The sequence below is a fragment of the Kitasatospora sp. NPDC002040 genome, from assembly GCF_040296785.1.
Taxonomy (GTDB): Bacteria; Actinomycetota; Actinomycetes; order Streptomycetales; family Streptomycetaceae; genus Kitasatospora.
The window spans coordinates 15,851-33,168 of record NZ_JBEOXV010000029.1; the positions used below are offsets into that span (position 1 = coordinate 15,851).

General features: G+C 72.0%; 18 protein-coding genes. 11 read left to right on the forward strand and 7 right to left on the reverse strand.

The annotated features are described in order from the left end of the window. Positions 1-149 precede the first annotated feature (149 nt). The 4 genes from ABT118_RS31700 (at position 150) to moaA (ending at position 4,443) form a co-directional block, all read left to right on the forward strand. Positions 150-1,193 carry a zinc-dependent alcohol dehydrogenase family protein gene (locus ABT118_RS31700; protein WP_350677575.1) on the forward strand — a complete coding sequence of 348 codons (1,044 nt, stop codon included), beginning with the start codon at positions 150-152 and terminating at the stop codon, positions 1,191-1,193. Positions 1,194-1,377: 184 nt separating this feature from the next. Then, entirely contained in the window at positions 1,378-1,731 is a 354-nt protein-coding gene (locus ABT118_RS31705; RefSeq protein ID WP_350677579.1) for a DUF485 domain-containing protein, read from the forward strand. Then, the gene (locus tag ABT118_RS31710; RefSeq protein ID WP_350677584.1) at positions 1,728-3,338 is read left to right on the forward strand and encodes a monocarboxylic acid transporter; all 1,611 of its coding nucleotides are present in this window, start codon (positions 1,728-1,730) and stop codon (positions 3,336-3,338) included. The genes ABT118_RS31705 and ABT118_RS31710 overlap by 4 nt, the downstream gene beginning before the upstream one ends. 115 nt (positions 3,339-3,453) lie before the next feature. After that, complete coding sequence (moaA, locus tag ABT118_RS31715) at positions 3,454-4,443, forward strand: GTP 3',8-cyclase MoaA (protein ID WP_350677588.1); 990 nt, start codon at positions 3,454-3,456, stop codon at positions 4,441-4,443. Positions 4,444-4,450: 7 nt separating this feature from the next. On the opposite strand, the gene ABT118_RS31720 is transcribed toward moaA, so the two are convergent. Then, positions 4,451-4,696: a hypothetical protein gene (locus tag ABT118_RS31720; protein WP_350677593.1), complete on the reverse strand. Its 246-nt coding sequence runs from the start codon at positions 4,694-4,696 to the stop codon at positions 4,451-4,453. Between the two features lie 260 nt (positions 4,697-4,956). Further along, positions 4,957-5,286: a DUF3099 domain-containing protein gene (locus tag ABT118_RS31725; protein WP_350677597.1), complete on the reverse strand. Its 330-nt coding sequence runs from the start codon at positions 5,284-5,286 to the stop codon at positions 4,957-4,959. A 183-nt stretch (positions 5,287-5,469) separates the two neighbouring features. Between ABT118_RS31725 and ABT118_RS31730 the strand changes: the two genes are divergently transcribed. After that, positions 5,470-5,736, forward strand: coding sequence for a GlsB/YeaQ/YmgE family stress response membrane protein (locus ABT118_RS31730; protein WP_350677602.1), 267 nt, complete (start codon positions 5,470-5,472; stop codon positions 5,734-5,736). On the opposite strand, the gene ABT118_RS31735 is transcribed toward ABT118_RS31730, so the two are convergent. From ABT118_RS31735 to ABT118_RS31750, 4 genes are all read right to left on the reverse strand, one after another. Beyond that, positions 5,719-6,273: an RNA 2'-phosphotransferase gene (locus ABT118_RS31735; RefSeq protein ID WP_350677721.1), complete on the reverse strand. Its 555-nt coding sequence runs from the start codon at positions 6,271-6,273 to the stop codon at positions 5,719-5,721. The two genes, ABT118_RS31730 and ABT118_RS31735, sit on opposite strands and share 18 nt — an antisense overlap. Positions 6,274-6,275: 2 nt before the next feature. Continuing rightward, the gene (locus ABT118_RS31740; protein WP_350677608.1) at positions 6,276-7,673 is read right to left on the reverse strand and encodes a metallopeptidase TldD-related protein; all 1,398 of its coding nucleotides are present in this window, start codon (positions 7,671-7,673) and stop codon (positions 6,276-6,278) included. Then, on the reverse strand, positions 7,673-9,226 hold the full coding sequence (locus ABT118_RS31745; RefSeq protein WP_350677613.1) for a TldD/PmbA family protein: 1,554 nt from the start codon (positions 9,224-9,226) through the stop codon (positions 7,673-7,675). Before ABT118_RS31745 ends, ABT118_RS31740 begins: the two co-directional genes overlap by 1 nt. A gap of 212 nt (positions 9,227-9,438) precedes the next feature. Further along, entirely contained in the window at positions 9,439-10,572 is a 1,134-nt protein-coding gene (locus tag ABT118_RS31750; RefSeq protein ID WP_350677616.1) for an MBL fold metallo-hydrolase, read from the reverse strand. Between the two features lie 300 nt (positions 10,573-10,872). Between ABT118_RS31750 and fabG the strand changes: the two genes are divergently transcribed. Continuing rightward, a complete protein-coding gene (gene fabG, locus ABT118_RS31755) occupies positions 10,873-11,592 on the forward strand; it encodes a 3-oxoacyl-[acyl-carrier-protein] reductase (protein WP_350677623.1) in 720 nt (239 codons plus the stop codon). A gap of 2 nt (positions 11,593-11,594) precedes the next feature. After that, positions 11,595-12,365 (forward strand): enoyl-ACP reductase FabI, encoded by a 771-nt coding sequence (gene fabI / locus ABT118_RS31760; RefSeq protein ID WP_350677628.1) that lies wholly within the window; start codon positions 11,595-11,597, stop codon positions 12,363-12,365. A 101-nt stretch (positions 12,366-12,466) separates the two neighbouring features. Here fabI and ABT118_RS31765 read toward each other — a convergent pair whose 3' ends face one another. After that, positions 12,467-13,135, reverse strand: a complete 669-nt coding sequence (locus ABT118_RS31765) for a FadR/GntR family transcriptional regulator (protein ID WP_350677635.1) — start codon at positions 13,133-13,135, stop codon at positions 12,467-12,469. Positions 13,136-13,214: 79 nt separating this feature from the next. On the opposite strand from ABT118_RS31765, the gene ABT118_RS31770 reads away from it, so the two are divergent. The 4 genes from ABT118_RS31770 (at position 13,215) to ABT118_RS31785 (ending at position 17,314) form a co-directional block, all read left to right on the forward strand. Next, positions 13,215-14,471 carry a CynX/NimT family MFS transporter gene (locus ABT118_RS31770; protein WP_502884752.1) on the forward strand — a complete coding sequence of 419 codons (1,257 nt, stop codon included), beginning with the start codon at positions 13,215-13,217 and terminating at the stop codon, positions 14,469-14,471. A gap of 44 nt (positions 14,472-14,515) precedes the next feature. After that, on the forward strand, positions 14,516-14,638 hold the full coding sequence (locus ABT118_RS31775; protein ID WP_350677642.1) for an SGM_5486 family transporter-associated protein: 123 nt from the start codon (positions 14,516-14,518) through the stop codon (positions 14,636-14,638). Between the two features lie 73 nt (positions 14,639-14,711). Then, on the forward strand, positions 14,712-15,242 hold the full coding sequence (locus ABT118_RS31780) for a SixA phosphatase family protein (protein WP_350677647.1): 531 nt from the start codon (positions 14,712-14,714) through the stop codon (positions 15,240-15,242). A 167-nt stretch (positions 15,243-15,409) separates the two neighbouring features. Further along, positions 15,410-17,314 carry a glycoside hydrolase family 20 protein gene (locus ABT118_RS31785; protein ID WP_350677652.1) on the forward strand — a complete coding sequence of 635 codons (1,905 nt, stop codon included), beginning with the start codon at positions 15,410-15,412 and terminating at the stop codon, positions 17,312-17,314. Positions 17,315-17,318 lie beyond the last annotated feature (4 nt).

Genomic DNA, 17,318 nt, shown 5'->3' on the forward strand with positions numbered 1-17,318 from the left:
GCGCGCCCACACCCAAGGTCGTTCGGCGGATTCCGGACCGCCCACGAGCGCCGAAAGTGGCGTACGCGACACCCCGGAATATCGTGGGACCCGGAGTGGTCCTACCAGGGCGACCCCGCACAACGCACCAGGCAGAAGGAAGATCCCTCATGCGCGCCACCGTGATCCACGGCCCGAACGACATCCGGATCGAGGAGGTCCCCGACCCGGTGATCCAGCGGCCCACGGATGCCGTCGTGCGGGTGCTGAACGCCTGTATCTGCGGCAGCGACCTGTGGGCCTACCGGGGCGTGGCGGCGCGTCAGCCCGGGCAGCGGATCGGGCACGAGTTCCTCGGCATCGTCGAGGAGGTCGGCCGCGAGGTGTCGAGCGTGAAGGCGGGCGACCTGGTGGTCGCGCCCTTCGTCTGGTCGGACGGCGTCTGCGAGTTCTGCCGGGACGGCCTGCAGACCTCCTGCCCGCACGGCGGCTTCTGGGGCGAGGTCGGCTCCGACGGCGGCCAGGGCGAGGCGGTCCGGGTGCCGTACGCCGACGGCACGCTGGTGCAGCTGCCCAAGGACGCGGCCGGGGACGACAAGCTGCTCACCTCGCTGCTGGCGCTCTCCGATGTGATGAGCACCGGCCACCACGCCGCCGTCGCGGCCGGGGTGCGCCCCGGTTCCACCGTGGCCGTGGTCGGCGACGGTGCGGTGGGCCTGTGCGGCGTGCTGGCCGCGCACCGGCTCGGCGCCGGGCGGATCATCGCGCTCGGGCGGCACCAGGCCCGGACCGACATCGCCCGGGCCTTCGGCGCCACCGACGTGGTGGCCGAGCGCGGCGAGGCGGCGATCGAGGCGGTCCGCGAGCTGACCGGCGGTCAGCTCGCGCACGCCGTGCTGGAGGCGGTCGGTACCGAGGAGTCGATGCGCACCGCGATCTCGATCACCCGCGACGGCGGCGGGGTCGGCTACGTCGGCGTCCCGCACGGCGGCAGCGCGGGTGTGGACATCGGCCAGATGTTCAACCGCAACATCTCGGTCGGCGGCGGCGTCGCCCCGGCCCGCGCGTACATCCCGGAGCTGCTCGCCGACGTGCTGGCCGGGACGATCAACCCGGGCCTGGTCTTCGACCGCACCGTTGACCTGGACGGGGTGCCGGACGGCTACCGGGCGATGGACGACCGCTCGGCGCTGAAGGTCCGGATCGCTTTCTGACGCTCCCTCAGAATGGCGGCACCGCACGGCGGTGCCGCCATTTGACGTTTTCTGGTCAAAGTTCGGTACGGAGTCTGTCCCGGGTGGTTCGTAGGCCCTAACATGCAGCCGATCCCACGACTGTGACGCCCCTCACGTCCCATTCGTTTCCCCCAGTGCCGCCCGAACACACAGGAGACACCGAATGGATAGTCCACCCACCGCCGACAGCACCCCGACGGAAGTCCAACTGATCGAGGAGAGCGCCGAGTTCGCCGCACTGCGGAAGACCTTCCGGGGGTTCGTCTTCCCGGTGACCGCAGGATTCCTGCTCTGGTACCTGCTGTACGTGCTGCTCTCCAGCTACGCCCCCGCCTTCATGGGGATCAAGCTGTTCGGGCACATCAACATGGCACTGCTGCTCGGACTGCTCCAGTTCGCCAGCACCTTCGCGATCGCGGCCTGGTACGCGCGCTTCGCGGACCGCCGGCTCGACCCGCCCGCCACCGCGATCCGCGAGCGGGCCATCGTGATCAACCCCCGGGGGGCGGGCGAATGAACATCCTGGCCACCGCCGCGACCGAACACCGCGGCCTGACCATCACCCTGTTCGGCATCTTCGTGCTCGCCACCCTGGGCATCACGATCTGGGCCGGGTCGCAGACCAAGGACGCCGCCGACTTCTACGCCGGCGGGCGCGGTTTCACCGGCTTCCAGAACGGCCTGGCGATCTCCGGCGACTACATGTCCGCCGCCTCGTTCCTCGGCATCGCCGGGGCGATCGCGCTGTTCGGCTACGACGGCTTCCTGTACTCGATCGGCTTCCTGGTCGCCTGGCTGGTCGCGCTGCTGCTGGTGGCCGAACCGCTGCGCAACTCCGGCCGCTACACGATGGCCGACGTGCTGGCCTTCCGGATGCGCCAGCGGCCGGTGCGCACCGCCGCGGGCATCTCCACCATCGTGGTGTCGATCTTCTACCTGCTGGCCCAGATGGTCGGCGCCGGTTCGCTGGTGGCCCTGCTGCTCGGGGTGAGCGGCGAGGGCGCCAAGCGCTGGACCATCGTCGCGGTCGGCGCGCTGATGGTGATCTACGTGGCCATCGGCGGGATGAAGGGCACCACCTGGGTGCAGATCGTCAAGGCGGTGCTGCTGATCGCGGGCACCGCGCTGATGACCGTCCTGGTGCTGGCCAAGTACAACTTCAACGTCTCCGCCCTGCTCGGCGCCGCCGCCGACGCCTCCGGCAAGGGCACGGCCTTCCTGGAACCGGGGCTCAAGTACGGCGCCACCGAGACCAGCAAGCTGGACTTCCTCAGCCTCGGCCTGGCCCTGGTGCTCGGCACCGCCGGGCTGCCGCACATCCTGGTCCGGTTCTACACCGTGCCCACCGCCAAGGCGGCCCGGAAGTCGGTGCTCTGGGCGATCGGCATCATCGGCGGCTTCTACCTGATGACCCTGGCGCTCGGCTTCGGCGCGGCCGCACTGGTCGGCCCGAAGACCATCAAGGCCTCCAACCCGGCCGGCAACACCGCCGCCCCGCTGCTGGCCGAGTACCTCGGCGGCGGTGCGGGCACCACCGGCGGCGCGATCCTGCTGGCGGTCATCTCGGCGGTGGCCTTCGCCACCATCCTGGCCGTGGTCGCCGGTCTGACGCTGGCCTCCTCGGCCTCCTTCGCCCACGACCTGTACGCCAACGTGATCCGGCGCGGCAAGGCGAGCGAGAAGGAGGAGGTCCGCTCGGCCAAGCTGGCCGCGATCGGGATCGGCGCGGTCGCCATCGTGCTGAGCCTGTTCGCCGAGAAGCTCAACACCGCCGCCCTGGTGGCGCTGGCCTTCGCGGTGGCCGCCTCGGCCAACCTGCCGACGCTGCTCTACTCGCTGTTCTGGAAGCGCTTCAACACCGCCGGTGCGGTCAGCTCGGTCTACGCCGGCCTGATCAGCTCGGTCACCCTGGTGTTCTTCTCCACCGTGGTCTCCGGCACCGAGAAGTCGCTCTTCCCGCACGCCGACTTCCACTGGTTCCCGCTGGAGAACCCGGGCCTGGTCTCGATCCCGATCGGCTTCCTGGCCGGCTGGCTGGGCACCCTGCTGGCCAAGGACAAGGCCGATCCGGCCAAGGCGGCCGAGCTGGAGGTGCGTTCGCTGACCGGTCTCGGCGCGCACTGACGTCCCGGCACCTGGATGCCGCTCCGGTCCTGACGCACCACGGAGTTAAGCTGGCCCGGTCCGCCGTTACCGGCGGCCGGGCCAGTCGCACTCTCCGGGAAAGGGGACCGTCGCCGTGCTGCTCGACACCTTCGGCCGACAGGCCGTCGACCTCCGGGTCTCCCTGACCGACAAGTGCAACCTGCGCTGCACCTACTGCATGCCCGAGGAAGGGCTCCAGTGGCTGGGCAGGAGCGAGCTGCTCACCGACGAGGAGATCGTCCGGCTGGTCACCATCGCCGTCCACGACCTCGGGGTCACCGAGGTCAGGTTCACCGGCGGCGAGCCGCTGCTGCGCCCCGGGCTGGTGTCGATCGTGGCCGCCTGCGCCGAGCTGGCGCCCCGCCCCGAGCTCTCGCTGACCAGCAACGGCATCGGCCTGGCCCGGACGGCGACGGCGCTGAAGGCGGCCGGCCTGGACCGGGTGAACGTCTCGCTGGACACCCTGGACCCGGACGTCTTCTTCACCCTGACCCGCCGCCGCCGCCACCAGGACGTGCTGGACGGGCTGGCCGCCGCCGAGGCCGCCGGGCTCACCCCGGTGAAGCTGAACGCGGTGCTGATGCGCGGGGTGAACGACCACGAGGCGGCCGACCTGCTGGAGTGGTGCCTGGAGCGCGGCTACCAGCTGCGGTTCATCGAGCAGATGCCGCTGGACGCCCAACACGGCTGGGACCGCTCGCAGATGGTCACCGCCGAGGAGATCCTGGACCGCCTGCACACCCGGTTCGCACTCACCCCCGAGCCGTCCGCGGCCCGGGGCGCGGCACCCGCCGAGCGCTGGCTGGTGGACGGCGGCCCGGCCGTGGTCGGGGTGATCGCCTCGGTCACCCGCCCGTTCTGCCGGGCCTGCGACCGGACTCGGCTGACGGCCGACGGCCAGGTCCGCAACTGCCTGTTCGCGACCGGGGAGACGGACCTGCGCACCGCCCTGCGCGCGGGCGGCAGCGACGCCGAGATCGGCGCGCTCTGGCGGGCCGCGATGTGGGGCAAGAAGGCCGGTGCGGGCATCGACAACCCGGAGTTCCTCCAGCCCGAGCGGCCGATGTCCGCGATCGGTGGCTGACCCGCCGTCAGCCCTCCCACTGCTCCAGTGCGACGGTCTCCTTCAGGAAGCCGCGCACGCCCAGGAACTGGGACAGGTGCTCGCGGTGGTCCTCGCAGGCCAGCCAGGTCTTCCGCCGGTCCGGCGTGTGCAGCTTCGGGTTGTTCCACACCAGCACCCACTCGGCCGGTTTCCGGCAGCCCTTGCCCGAGCAGACCGGGGGGCCCTCGGGGCCGTCCGGCCCGCCGAAGAGACTGAACGCGGGGGTGTCCATGGTGAGCCGTCCTGGAGCCGTGGGCGGGGAGTGAGCACCGCCAGTCTCGCATCTCGCCGAACGAGGGCATGACGACGCCGGGCAGCCACGGGGGGAGCCGCCCGGCGTCGGTCTGTCGCTCCGACGGGGGATGCGGAGCGCGTACGCAGTATGTCACGCTGAAAGCCCCGTGTGGCTAGCTCTGCCAAGATTAATCTGAGCTTGTTCTGAGCTTTCTGTCGGTCAAATCACTTGATACGGCGGCAAATCGGGCGTTGACCTCAGGCCTTGCCCTGGTCGCCCCCGCCGCCGGTGCCGCCCGGGCCGAGCATCAGGGGGGTGTCGGCGGGCACCGCGAAGGTGCTCGGCAGGCCCGGTGCCCGCTCCCGGCCGGCGTTGGCGATCAGCACCGCGAAGTAGGGGAGCAGCAGCCCGCCGCCGAGCGCGGCGAACGCGAGGTAGCGCTGCACGTCCCAGAGCACCACCGCGAGCAGCACGCACAGGGTGCGCACCAGCATCGAGATCACGTAGCGCCGCTGGCGGGCTCGGACGTCCTCGGAGAGACTGCTCCGCGCCCCGGTGATCCGGAAGATCTCGCCCCGCTTGCCCATGCTGCTACCACCCTCGTCCGGTCCCGGTACGGCGTCCTCACGGTACGCCTGCTTCACCCGCCCGGAGGAGGGTGGGGGCACGAAACGGCCCACCCGAGGTGCGGATGGGCCGGACGGGGCAAAAACTGTGATCAACAAGGGGAGCACCGCCGAGGGTCGGCGGCCGCGGTCCCGGGAGCTGACATGTGGGCGATCATCTCGGCGCTGATCGAGGGTCTGATTCTGGGTGGGATCGCACGGCTGGTGATTCCGGGAAAGCAGGACATCCCGATCTGGCTGACCATGGTGCTCGGCATGGTCGGGGCCCTGCTCGGCAACCTGGTCGCCCACCTCTTCGGGGTGGCCGACACCAGGGGCTTCGACTGGTGGCGGCACGCCTTCCAGCTGGGCGCGGCGGTCCTGCTGATCGTGGTCATCAGCCCGGTCTGGGCCTCACGGAAGAAGGTGTGAGGACAGGTACTCCGGCGGGACCAGGTCGGTCAGCCAGACACCGTTGGCACTGACCCTGAACTCGTGACCGGCCGCCGCCATCGCGGCGGCGTCCACCCGCAGCAGTACCGGACGGCCGTGTCGGGAACCCACCCGCACGGCCGTCTCGGTGTCCGCGGACAGGTGCACGTCCTGACGGCTCATCGGGCGCAGGCCCTCGCGGTGGATCGCGTCCAGGTTCCGTCCGGTGGTGCCGTGGTAGAGCACCGGGGGCGGCTCGGTGGCGGCCAGACCGAGGTCGACCGCCACCGAGTGGCCCTGGCTGGCCCGGATCAGCGAGCCGTCGTCCGAGTACGCGAAGCGGCGCTTGTTGTTGGTCTCCACCACGTGGTCCAGCTCGGCCCGGCTGACCCGGGTGCCGCGCCGGGCCAGCGCGGCGAGCAGGGTGTCGACCGTGACCCAGCCGGCCTCGTCCAGCGTGATGCCGATCGAGGCCGGGTCGTGCCGGAGCACGCGGGAGAGCGTCTTGGAGACCCGTACCGTCCGCTTCTCGTCCAGGGTCATGACGCCTGGCTCACCGAACTCATGTTGAAGTCGGCCACCCGGACCGGCGGCATCGCGGCGCGGGTGAACCAGTCGCCCCACTCGCGGGGCAGGCAGGGCTCGGTCCGCCCGACCTCGGTGATCCGCTCCAGCAGGCCGACCGGGGACTCGTTGAAGCGGAAGTTGTTCACCGCGCCGACCACCTCGCCGTGCTCGACCAGGTAGACGCCGTCCCGGGTCAGGCCGGTGAGCAGCAGCGAGGCCGGGTCCACCTCGCGGATGTACCAGAGGCAGGTGAGCAGCAGGCCGCGCTCGGTGCGGGCGATCATCTCGTCCAGGGTCGGCGCGCCGGCCTGGTCGTCGACGGCCAGCTCCAGGTTGTCCACCGGCGGGGTGAGCGGCAGGCCGGTCAGCTCGCTGGAGTGACGGGTGGTCAGCAGGTTGGCCAGCACCCCGTCCTTGATCCAGTCGGTGGCGGCCAGCGGCTGCCCGTTGTCGAAGACCGAGCTGTCGTCGCCGGAGGAGTGCGTCAGCACGAACGGCGCCGCCTCCAGGCCGGGCCGGGCCGGGTCCGAGCGGAGCGTGAGCGGCAGCGGGCTGAGCCGCTCGCCGAGCCGGGTCTCGCCGTTGGGCTTGGAGAAGACCGTGCGGCCCTCGGTGGCGTCCCGGCCGCCGGCGGACCAGCTGAGGTAGATCATCAGGTCGGCGACGGCGGTGGGCGGCAGCAGCGTCTCGTACTTCCCGGCCGGGAGGTCGATCCGCTTGGCGCCCCAGCCGAGCCGCTTGGTGGCCTCGGTGTGCATCGCGGTGACGTCCACGTCGGTGAAGTCGCGGGTGGCGGCACCGACCCAGGCCGAGGCGGCCAGGTCCTCGGTCTTGGCGTTCAGCTCGACCGTGCCGGTGGGCTGGTCGTGGCGCAGCCGCAGGCCGGTGGAGGTGCCGAGGTAACTGCTGGTCAGCTCGTGCCGGGCGAAGCCGTACAGCAGCTGGCCGGCGGCCCGGGCCCGGGCGAAGGCCCGGCCGAGCGCGGGGGCGAACTCGGCGAAGACCTCGATCGAGGTCTCGGCCGGGGGAGCGGTGAAGTCGGCCGAGGCCGGCCGGCCCGGCAGCAGCGGCTGGGCGTCCTCGGCCGGGCCGGCGTCGCGGGCGGCGGCCTCGGCGGCCCGGACCAGGCTCTCGACCTCGTCCAGCGTGACCGCCTCGCGGGCGACCACGCCGGAGGCGGTGCCCTGGGCGCCGGCCACGGTGGCGATCACGGTGAGCCGGCGGCCCCGGGTGACGCCGTTGGTGGTCAGGGCGTTCCCGGCCCAGCGCAGGTTGGCCGTCGACTCCTCGTCGGCGATCACCACGCAGCCGTCGGCCCGGGACAGTTCGAGCGCGCGCTCGACCAGCTCGTGCGGGTGAATGTACGGCATCAGTGACCCGCCTCCTGCTGCGTGTTGAGCACGTTGACGTCGCGGAACAGCGCGGACGGGCAGCCGTGGCTGACCGCCGCGACCTGGCCCGGCTGGGCCTTGCCGCAGTTGAAGGCACCGCCGAGCACGTAGGTCTCGGGGCCGCCGACGGCGCTCATCGAGCCCCAGAAGTCGGTGGTGGTGGCCTGGTAGGCGAAGTCCTTGACCTGGCCCGCCAGTTCGCCGTTCCGGATGGCGTACGCGCGCTGGCCGGTGAACTGGAAGTTGTACCGCTGCATGTCGATCGACCAGGAGCGGTCGCCGACGATGTACAGGCCGTTCTCCACCTGGGCGAACAGGCCCTCGGTGCTCGGCCCGTCGGCGGCCGGCTGGAGCGAGACGTTGGCCATCCGCTGCACCGGGACGTGCCCGGGGGAGTCCGCGTAGGCGCAGCCGTTGGAGCGGCCGAGGTCCTTCAACCGCGCCATCGCCCGGTCGAGTTGGTAGCCGACCAGGACGCCGTCCTTGACCAGGTCCCAGGACTGGGTGGCCACGCCCTCGTCGTCGTAGCCGATGGTGGAGAGGCCGTGCTCGGCGGTGCGGTCGCCGGTGACGTGCATCAGCTCGGAGCCGTACTTCAGCGAGCCGAGCTTGTCGAAGGTGGCGAACGAGGTGCCCGCGTAGGCGGCCTCGTAGCCCAGCGCCCGGTCCAGCTCGGTGGCGTGCCCGATCGACTCGTGGATGGTCAGCCACAGGTTGGACGGGTCGATCACCAGGTCGTAGCGGCCGGCCTCGACGCTCGGCGCCTTCATCTTCTCGGCCAGCAGGCCGGGCAGCTCGGCGAGTTCGGCGTTCCAGTCCCAGCCGGTGCCGAGCAGGTACTCCCAGCCCCGCCCGGCCGGCGGCGCCAGCGTGCGCATCGAGTCGAAGGCACCCGTGCGCTCGTCCACCGAGGTGGCCTCCAGCGTCGGGTGCAGCCTGATCCGCTGCTGGGTGGTGGTGGTGCCCGCGGTGTCCGCGTAGAACTTGTTCTCCTGCACCGTGAGCAGGCTCGCGCTCACGTGCGAGACCCCGTCGGCGGCCAGCAGGCGGCTGCTCCACTCGGCCAGCAGCGCGGTCTTCTCCGCGTCCGGCACCTCGAACGGGTTGACCTCGTACGCGGAGACCCAGGTGGCGTCCGCGTGCACCGGCTCCTCGGCCAGCTCGACCAGGTCGGTGCCGCCGGCCGCGCGGCTGATCCCGCCCGACAGCCGGGCCACCGCGACCGCCTGCTCGGCGACCAGCACGGCCGCCTCCGGGGTCAGGTCCACCCCGGCCGCGAAGCCCCAGGCGCCGTCCAGCAGCACCCGGACGGCGAAGCCCAGTTGGACGCTGTCCGAGGAGCCGGCCGGGCGTGCGTCACGCAGCCGCCAGGAGGCGCTGCGGACCCGCTCCAGCCGGAAGTCGGCGTGGGCGGCGCCCAGCTGGACGGCCCGGCCCAGGGCGGCGTCGGCGAGGGTGCGCAGCGGGTACCGGAGGAACAGCGGATCGACGGCGCGGCTCTGGGTACGGCCTGCGCTGGGCGTCGGGGGCATCGGGCTCCCTGGATCGGGGGACGGACGGCGGCGGGTGACCCGGGCAGGGGCACCCGCATCGCATCATCGCCTGTCCGACCGCCGGGGGCCAGCAGATTAACCGCGCGCCGGGCCGGTCGAGGTCGAGGGCCGCCCCGGGTACTGCCGGACCGGCCCCCGGGGTTGTCCTCCCGGGGGCCGGCCTGCACAGCTCCGCCGCCTGGAGCGGCCGTTCAGGCCACCGACTCCCACCAGCCGTCCAGCTCCGGCGGGTTGTCCACGTCGACCCGCTGGCCGGGGCGGGGGACCGCGATCGGCACCGCCTGCTGCTTGGCCTCCGCCAGCAGCCGCTCGATCGGCTCCGCCCACGGGTGCAGGCCCAGGTCGAAGGTGCACCAGTGCACCGGCACCAGCAGCTCGGCCCGCAGCTCCTGGTGCGCCCGGACGGCGTCCTCCGGCGTCATGTGGATATCGGCCCAGGCCTGGTCGTACGCGCCGATCTGGACCAGCGCGGCGTCGAACGGGCCGTGCTGCGCGCCGATCCGCGCGTAGCCCTCGAAGTAGCCCGAGTCGCCGGTGTAGTAGACCTTGCGGCTCGGCCCGGCGATCACCCAGGAGCCCCAGAGCGTGGTGTTGCGGGTGGTGCCGCGGCCGGAGAAGTGGTGCGCCGAGGTCAGCGTCAGCGTCAGGTCGCCGAGCGTGCAGGTCTCGTCCCAGTCCAGCTCGATGATCCGGTGCTCGGGCACGCCCCAGCGGCGCAGGTGGCCGCCGATGCCGAGCGGCACCGCGAACGGGGCGGACTGGGCCGCCGTCAGGCGCTGGACGGTGGCCATGTCCAGGTGGTCGTAGTGGTCGTGCGAGATCAGCACCGCGTCCACCGGCGGCAGCTGCTCCAGCTCGACCGGCACCGGGTGCAGCCGCTTCGGGCCGACGTGCGAGGACGGCGAGCAGCGGTCGCTCCAGATCGGGTCCAGCAGGACCCGGCTGCCCTCCACCTCGACCAGCGCCGAGGCGTGGCCGAACCAGGTGATCTCCACCCCCTCGGCGGCCGGCCGCCCCGGACCGCCGTCGAACCGGGCCAGCGGCACCTCGCCGACCGGCTTGCCCTGGCGCTCGAACAGCATCCGGCGCAGGGTGTCCCGGTTCACCGGCGTCGTCGGGGTGGGCCGGGCCAGCTCGGACGGTGCGTTGTGGAAGACGCCGTCCCGGAACTGCGGGGAGTTGCGCACCCGGGGGTCGGCCGCGTCCGGGCGGCGGCCGAAAGACGCGGGTACCTCACGGAACGCCCACGCGGCGGCGGTGGCCGCTGCGGTCAGGGCGGCCAGTGCCAGCAGGGTCTTGCGGCTGCCGGGTCGTCGCTCGCTCATCCGTCTCTTCTTCGCTCTCGGTCCAGGTGGGCCGGTAACCGGTCCACGTGGCCAACGGCTTCGGCGGGGCCGGTGTTCCCGATGGTGCGGGCGCACTGCCGAATGTTCGGTGGGTGCACGCATTGTCGGGATGCGACAGTTCGGACCGGACGGACCTGTGGGAGCTGGATTCGTCGCTGGCCGGAAACGACCGATAGCGTCACAGTGCGTACGCGCGCACTGCGTACCCACTGCGGCCCCGACCGGCACCCCACGTGCCGGTCTTCGGGCCGCTGGTCCACTACGGAGAGAGGTGTGTCCGTGAGCCGCTCGGTTCTCGTCACCGGAGGTAACCGGGGCATCGGCCTCGCGATCGCCCTGGCCTTCGCAGAGGCGGGGGACAAGGTCGCCGTCACCAGCCGTTCGGGCGACCTGCCCGAGGAGCTGGCCAAGCTCCAGGCGATCGCCGTCCGCTGCGACATCAACGATGCTGCGCAGGTGGACGCCGCCTTCACCGAGATCGAGGCCGCCCACGGTCCGGTCGAGGTCCTGGTCGCCAACGCGGGGATCACCAAGGACACCCTGATGCTCCGGATGACGGAGGAGGACTTCACCTCGGTCCTCGACACCAACCTGACCGGCGCCTTCCGCGTGGTCAAGCGGGCCTCGGCCAAGATGCTCCGGGCCCGGAAGGGCCGGATCGTGCTGATCTCCTCGGTGGTCGGGCTGACCGGCTCCCCGGGGCAGGCCAACTACGCCGCCTCCAAGGCCGGGCTGGTCGGGTTCGCCCGTTCGCTGGCCCGCGAGTTCGGCCCGCGCAGCATCACCGTCAACGTGGTCGCCCCCGGCTTCGTGGACACCGACATGACCGCGGTGCTCACCGAGGAGCGCCGCAAGGAGATCGTCTCGGGCGTGCCGCTGGGCCGTTACGCCGCGCCCGCCGAGGTCGCGTCCGCGGTGCGCTTCCTCTCCTCCGACGACGCCGCATACATCACCGGAGCCGTCATTCCCGTCGACGGCGGATTGGGCATGGGTCACTGAACATGAGTGGAATTCTCGAGGGCAAGCGCATCCTCGTCACGGGTGTGCTGATGGAGTCCTCCATCGCCTTCCACACCGCGAAGCTGGCCCAGGAGCAGGGCGCGGAGATCATCCTGACCGCCTTCCCGCGGCCCAGCCTGACCGCGCGCATCGCCAAGAAGCTGCCCCGCCCGGTCGAGACCCTCGAACTGGACGTCTCCAGCGAGGAGCAGCTGGCGGGCATCGCGGACCAGGTCCGCGCGGCCGGCCTGCCGACCCTGGACGGCATCGTCCACTCGATCGGCTTCGCCCCGCAGGACGCGCTCGGCGGCAACTTCCTGAACACCCCGTGGGAGTCGGTCGCGACCGCGATGCAGGTCTCGGCCTTCTCGCTGAAGTCGCTCACCACGGCGCTGCTCCCGCTGATGCAGGACGGCGGCTCGGTGGTCGGCCTGACCTTCGACGCGCAGTACGCCTGGCCGCAGTACGACTGGATGGGCCCGGCCAAGGCCGCGCTGGAGTCCACCAACCGCTACCTGGCCCGCTACCTGGGCGAGCGGAACATCCGCTGCAACCTGATCTCGGCCGGTCCGATCGGCTCGATGGCCGCGAAGTCCATCCCGGGCTTCCCCGACCTGGCCGCCACCTGGGACAACCGCTCCCCGCTCAAGTGGGACCTCACCGACCCGGAGCCGACCGGTCGCGGCGTCGTCGCGCTGCTGTCGGACTGGTTCCCGAAGACCACCGGCGAGATCATCCACGTCGACGGCGGGCTGCACGCGATCGGCGCCTGACCGCCGGAGCCTGACGAGGGGCGCGGGGAACCGCGCGGGACGGCAGGGGGCCTTCGCCCCACCTGTTCCGCGCACCTCCCCGCGCCCCTCGGCGTGTGCGGCTACGCCTCCGAGCAGACCCCGATCGCCCGCCCCGCCTCGACCGAGGCGGCCGCCGCGTCCCGCCCGCGGATCGCGTCCAGGATGCCGCCGTGCCCCACGTACCGCTCCGCGATCAGCTCCGGGCCGACGTCGTGCCGCAGGTGCGCCCGCATCACCTCGCCGAGGTCCGCGTACACCGCCGCGATCACGTCGTTGTGCGCGGCCGCCACCACCGCCTGGTGGAAGGCGGCGTCCGCCTGGATGAAGTCCTCCGGGTCGCCGGCCCGCCAGGCCGCCTCGCGCCGGGACAGCGCGGTCTCCAGCAGTTCCAGGTCCCGGTCGGTGCGGCGGACGGCCGCCAGCCCGGCCGCCGAGGTCTCCAGCATCGAGCGCAGCTCGGCCACCTCGTTCTGGTCGGCGTCGGCGAACTTGCGGTGCATCACCCCGGCCAGCTCGCTGGTGGCCAGCACGTAGGTGCCCGAGCCCTGCCGGATGTCCAGCAGCCCGTTGTGGGCCAGCGCCCGGACGGCCTCCCGGACGGTGTTGCGGGCCACCCCGAGCTGTTCCACCAGAGCCGGCTCGGTGGGGATCCGGGACCCGACCGGCCACTCGCCCGAGGTGATCTGGGCGCGCAGCTGGGCGATCACCTGGTCGGAGAGCGGGGTACGGCGGGTGGTCGACAGTGCCATCGGACTCCCTGTCAGCTGGACGGACACGCTCAGGATACCGGCGTGCCAAAATTCATCCCATCATTCTATGATGGGCGCCATGTCCACCGCAGCTGAGTCCACCACCGACCTGCCCGTCGAGATGTCGCCACCCCCGGCCCGCCCGGCCCGCAGACGCCTCGGCTGGCTGCTGGCGCTCGCCATCGCGGTGGCCGCGCTCAACCTGCGCCCGGTGGTCACCAGCCTCGGCCCGATGCTCAAGCAGGTGCAGGCGGACCTGGGGATGAGCGCCACGGTGGCCGGGCTGATCACCGCGGTGCCCTCGCTCTGCTTCGCGCTGTTCGGCCTGGCCGCCCCGGCGCTGTCCCGGCGGCTCGGCCCGGTCGTGGTGGTCACGGCGGGCATGGGGGCGATCGCGCTCGGCGTGCTGGCCCGCTCCTTCGCCGGGGGCACGGCGGTCTTCCTGCTGCTGACCGCCGTCGCCCTGGCCGGGGTGGCGGTCTCCAACGTGCTGATCCCGGTGGTGATCAAGCGGTACTTCCCGGACCGGGTCGGCCCGATGATCGGCCTCTACTCGATGGCGCTCTCGGTCGGCACCGCGGCCGCGGCCGCCGCCACCGTCCCGATGACCAAGGCGTTCGGGGGGAACTGGCGCGAGGGCCTCGGCAGTTGGGGCCTGCTCGCACTGGTGGGGCTGCTGATCTGGCTGGTCACGCTCTTCCTCCGGCGGGACCGCTCCGGCACCGCCGCGACCGAGCAGGCCCCGGCCGCCGCGAAGCTGCCGATCCTGCGCAGCCGGACCGCCTGGGCGCTGGCCGTCTTCCTCGGCCTCCAGGCCACCAGCGCGTACGCCACCATGGGCTGGCTGCCCACCATCTACCAGGACGCCGGGGTCTCGGCCGGCAGCTCGGGGGTGCTGCTCGCCCTGGTGATGGCGATCAGCGTGCCCGCCTCCTTCATCCTGCCCAACCTCGCCGTCCGGCGCGGTGAGCAGGGGCTGTTCGTGGTGGTGCTGGCCCTGTGCGGAATCGTCGGCTACACCGGGCTGGCCTTCGCGGCGGGCACCGTGTCCTGGCTCTGGGCCTGCCTGGTCGGCCTGTCGATGTGCGCCTTCCCGCTCGCCCTCACCATGATCGGCCTGCGGGCCCGGACCCCGGGCGGGGTGGCCCAGCTGTCCGCCTTCGCCCAGAGCCTGGGCTACCTGATCTCGATCCCGGGCCCGATCCTGGTCGGCTCGATCTACCAGGCGACCGGCCAGTGGTACCTGCCGCTGGGCTTTCTGGCCCTGCTGCTGATCCCGCAGATGGCCTTCGGCCTGCGGGCCGGCCAGGCCCGCCACATCGAGGACGAGGCCTGACCCGGCTGCGGGCCGGGGTGTGAACGGATGCGAGACTTCTGACCATGCCCGTACTCGAACCCAACCCCCCGAACGGCCAGAAGAAGCTGCTCCAGCTGCTCGGCCTGATCGCCGGCATCGTGGTGCTGGTCTCCGTGATCGCCAGCGTGGCGAACGGCTTCGGCTGAGCCGGCCACCCCTGGGGGTGGCGCAGGTCCTGAGCGCCGCGCCCGGCGGGCGGTTTTCTGGAAAGCTCGGGGTATGAGCGCCGACACCCTTCGAAGGATCATCGTTCTCCGCCACGCCAAGGCCGACTGGCCGAACCAGGTCGACGACCACGAGCGGCCGCTGGCCGACCGCGGCCGCCTCCAGGCTCCGGATGCCGGCCGCTGGCTGACCGACTCGGGCATCAACCCGGACTACGTGCTCTGCTCCACCGCCTTGCGGACCAGGGAGACCTGGAAGCTCGCGGTGCACGAGCTGCCCAAGCGCGCACGAAAGACGGTCCACGAGGACCGGATCTACGAGGCCAGCCCGGGCGAGATCATCGCGGTGCTCCAGGAGACCCCCGACGAGTACCGGGACGTCGTGCTGGTCGGCCACAACCCGGGCGTGCTCGGCCTGACCCAGATCCTGGCCGGCGACCAGGGGGACCCGGACGCCCTCGCCCGGCTCCAGAACGGCGGCTTCCCGACCGCCGCGATCGCGGTGCTCGGTTTCACCGGCCCGTGGAAGTCGGTCGAGCCCGGCGTCGCCCGGCTGGACACCTTCCACACGCCGCACGAGGACTGAGCGCACCCGGACCGAGCAGTGGAAGGGCCCCGACGGTCGCCGTCGGGGCCCTTCCACTGCCCCGTGCGCGATTATGCGTGTTCTGCCAGTATTTCGAACACCCGTTGACGCCCTGGGCCCGCCGCGCTGCACTGCGCTGAACTCCCCTCCTCACCAAGGGTGTTCACATGCGCGTACTCAGGCTCCTCCTGTCCGTGCTCTGTACCGTGGCCGCCGCGTTCGCACTTCCCGCACCGACCGCCGCCCGGGCCACCGCCCCCGATCCGCCCCGGACCGTCCCGGCGCTGCGCCAGTGGACCGCCGGTAGCGGCAGCTACCTCTTCGGCCCCGCCGCCAGGATCGTGGTCGACCCCGGGTACGCCGCTCAACTGGCGGGCGAAGCAACCACCTTCGCCGCCGACCTGGGTGCGCTGGCCGGCCGCACGGTGACGGTGCTGACCGGCACCGCCGCCCCCGGCGACATCGCCCTGACCCTCGGCGACTCCACGCTCCCGGCCGAGGGCTACCGGATGACGGTCGGTCAGACCATCACCGTCCGGGCCGGCACCGCCGCCGGTGCCTTCTACGGCACCCGGACCGTCCTGCAGCTGCTGCACCAGTCGTCCACCGTGCCGGCCGGCACCGCCGCGGACTGGCCCGCCAAGGCCGAGCGCGGCCTGATGGTCGACCAGGGGCGGAAGTTCTTCAGCGTCGGCTGGCTGGAGCAGCACATCAAGGAGCTGGCCTACCTCAAGCTCAACCACTTCCACTTCCACCTCTCGGACACCTTCGGCTTCCGGCTGGAGAGCAGCACCCACCCGGAGATCGTCTCGGCCGAGCACTACAGCAAGCAGCAGATCACCGACCTGGTCGCGCTGGCGGCCCGGTACCACGTGACGGTGGTGCCGGAGATCGACACCCCCGGACACATGAACCCGATCCTGGCCGCCCACCCCGAGCTCAGGCTCAGGAACAAGGCGGGCACGGCCAGCAGCGAGTTCGTGGACCTGTCGCTGCCCGGTACGTACACGCTGGTCAAGGACCTGGTCGACGAGTACCTGCCGCTGTTCCCCGGCCCGTACTGGCACATCGGCGCGGACGAGTACGTCACGGACTACAGCCAGTACCCGCAGCTGCTCGGCTACGCCCGGGCCGCCTACGGGGCGAACGCCACCGCGAAGGACACCTACTACGGCTTCGTCAACTGGTCCGACGCCCTGGTCCGGGCCGCCGGGAAGACCACCCGGATGTGGAACGACGGCATCAAGTCCGGCGACGGCACCCTCAGGCCGAACCCGGGCATCGTGGTCGAGTACTGGTACACCTACGGCCTGACGCCCCAGCAGCTGGTGGACGCCGGGCACCGGGTCGCCAACGAGTCCTGGACGCCGACCTACTACGTGCTCGGCGGCGCCAAGCCGGACACCCGGTGGATGTACGAGACCTGGACCCCGGACCTGTTCCAGGGCGGCAACCGGATCACCGACGCCACCGGGAACCTCGGCTCGCTGATCCACGTCTGGTGCGACAACCCGAACGCCGAGACCGAGGACCAGATCGCCGCCGGCCTGGTGTTCCCGCTGCGCGGGCTGGCCCAGCAGACCTGGGGATCGCCGAAGCCGGTCGCCACGTACGCGGAGTTCACCCCGATCGCCACCGCCGTCGGGCACCACCCCGGCTGGACCGGCGGCAGCTCCCAGCCGGGCAACCTGGCGCTGAACCGGCCCACCACCGCCTCCAGCACCGAGACGGCGAACTTCCCCGCCGCCGCGGCCACCGACGGCGACCCCGGCTCCCGCTGGGCCAGCGGCTACAGCGACCCGCAGTGGCTCCAGGTCGACCTGGGGGCGGTCCGGAGCATCGGCCGGGTGGTGCTGCGCTGGGAGGCGGCGTACGGCAAGGCGTACCAGCTCCAGGTCTCCGACGACGCGGTGACCTGGCGCACGCTCTACTCCACCACCGCCGGCGCCGGTGGCACCGAGACCCTGACCGGGCTCACCGGCAGCGGTCGCTACCTGCGGATGTACGGCACCCGGCGCGGCACCGGCTGGGGCTACTCGCTGTACGAGCTGGAGGCCTACGGCACCGGGTGACGGA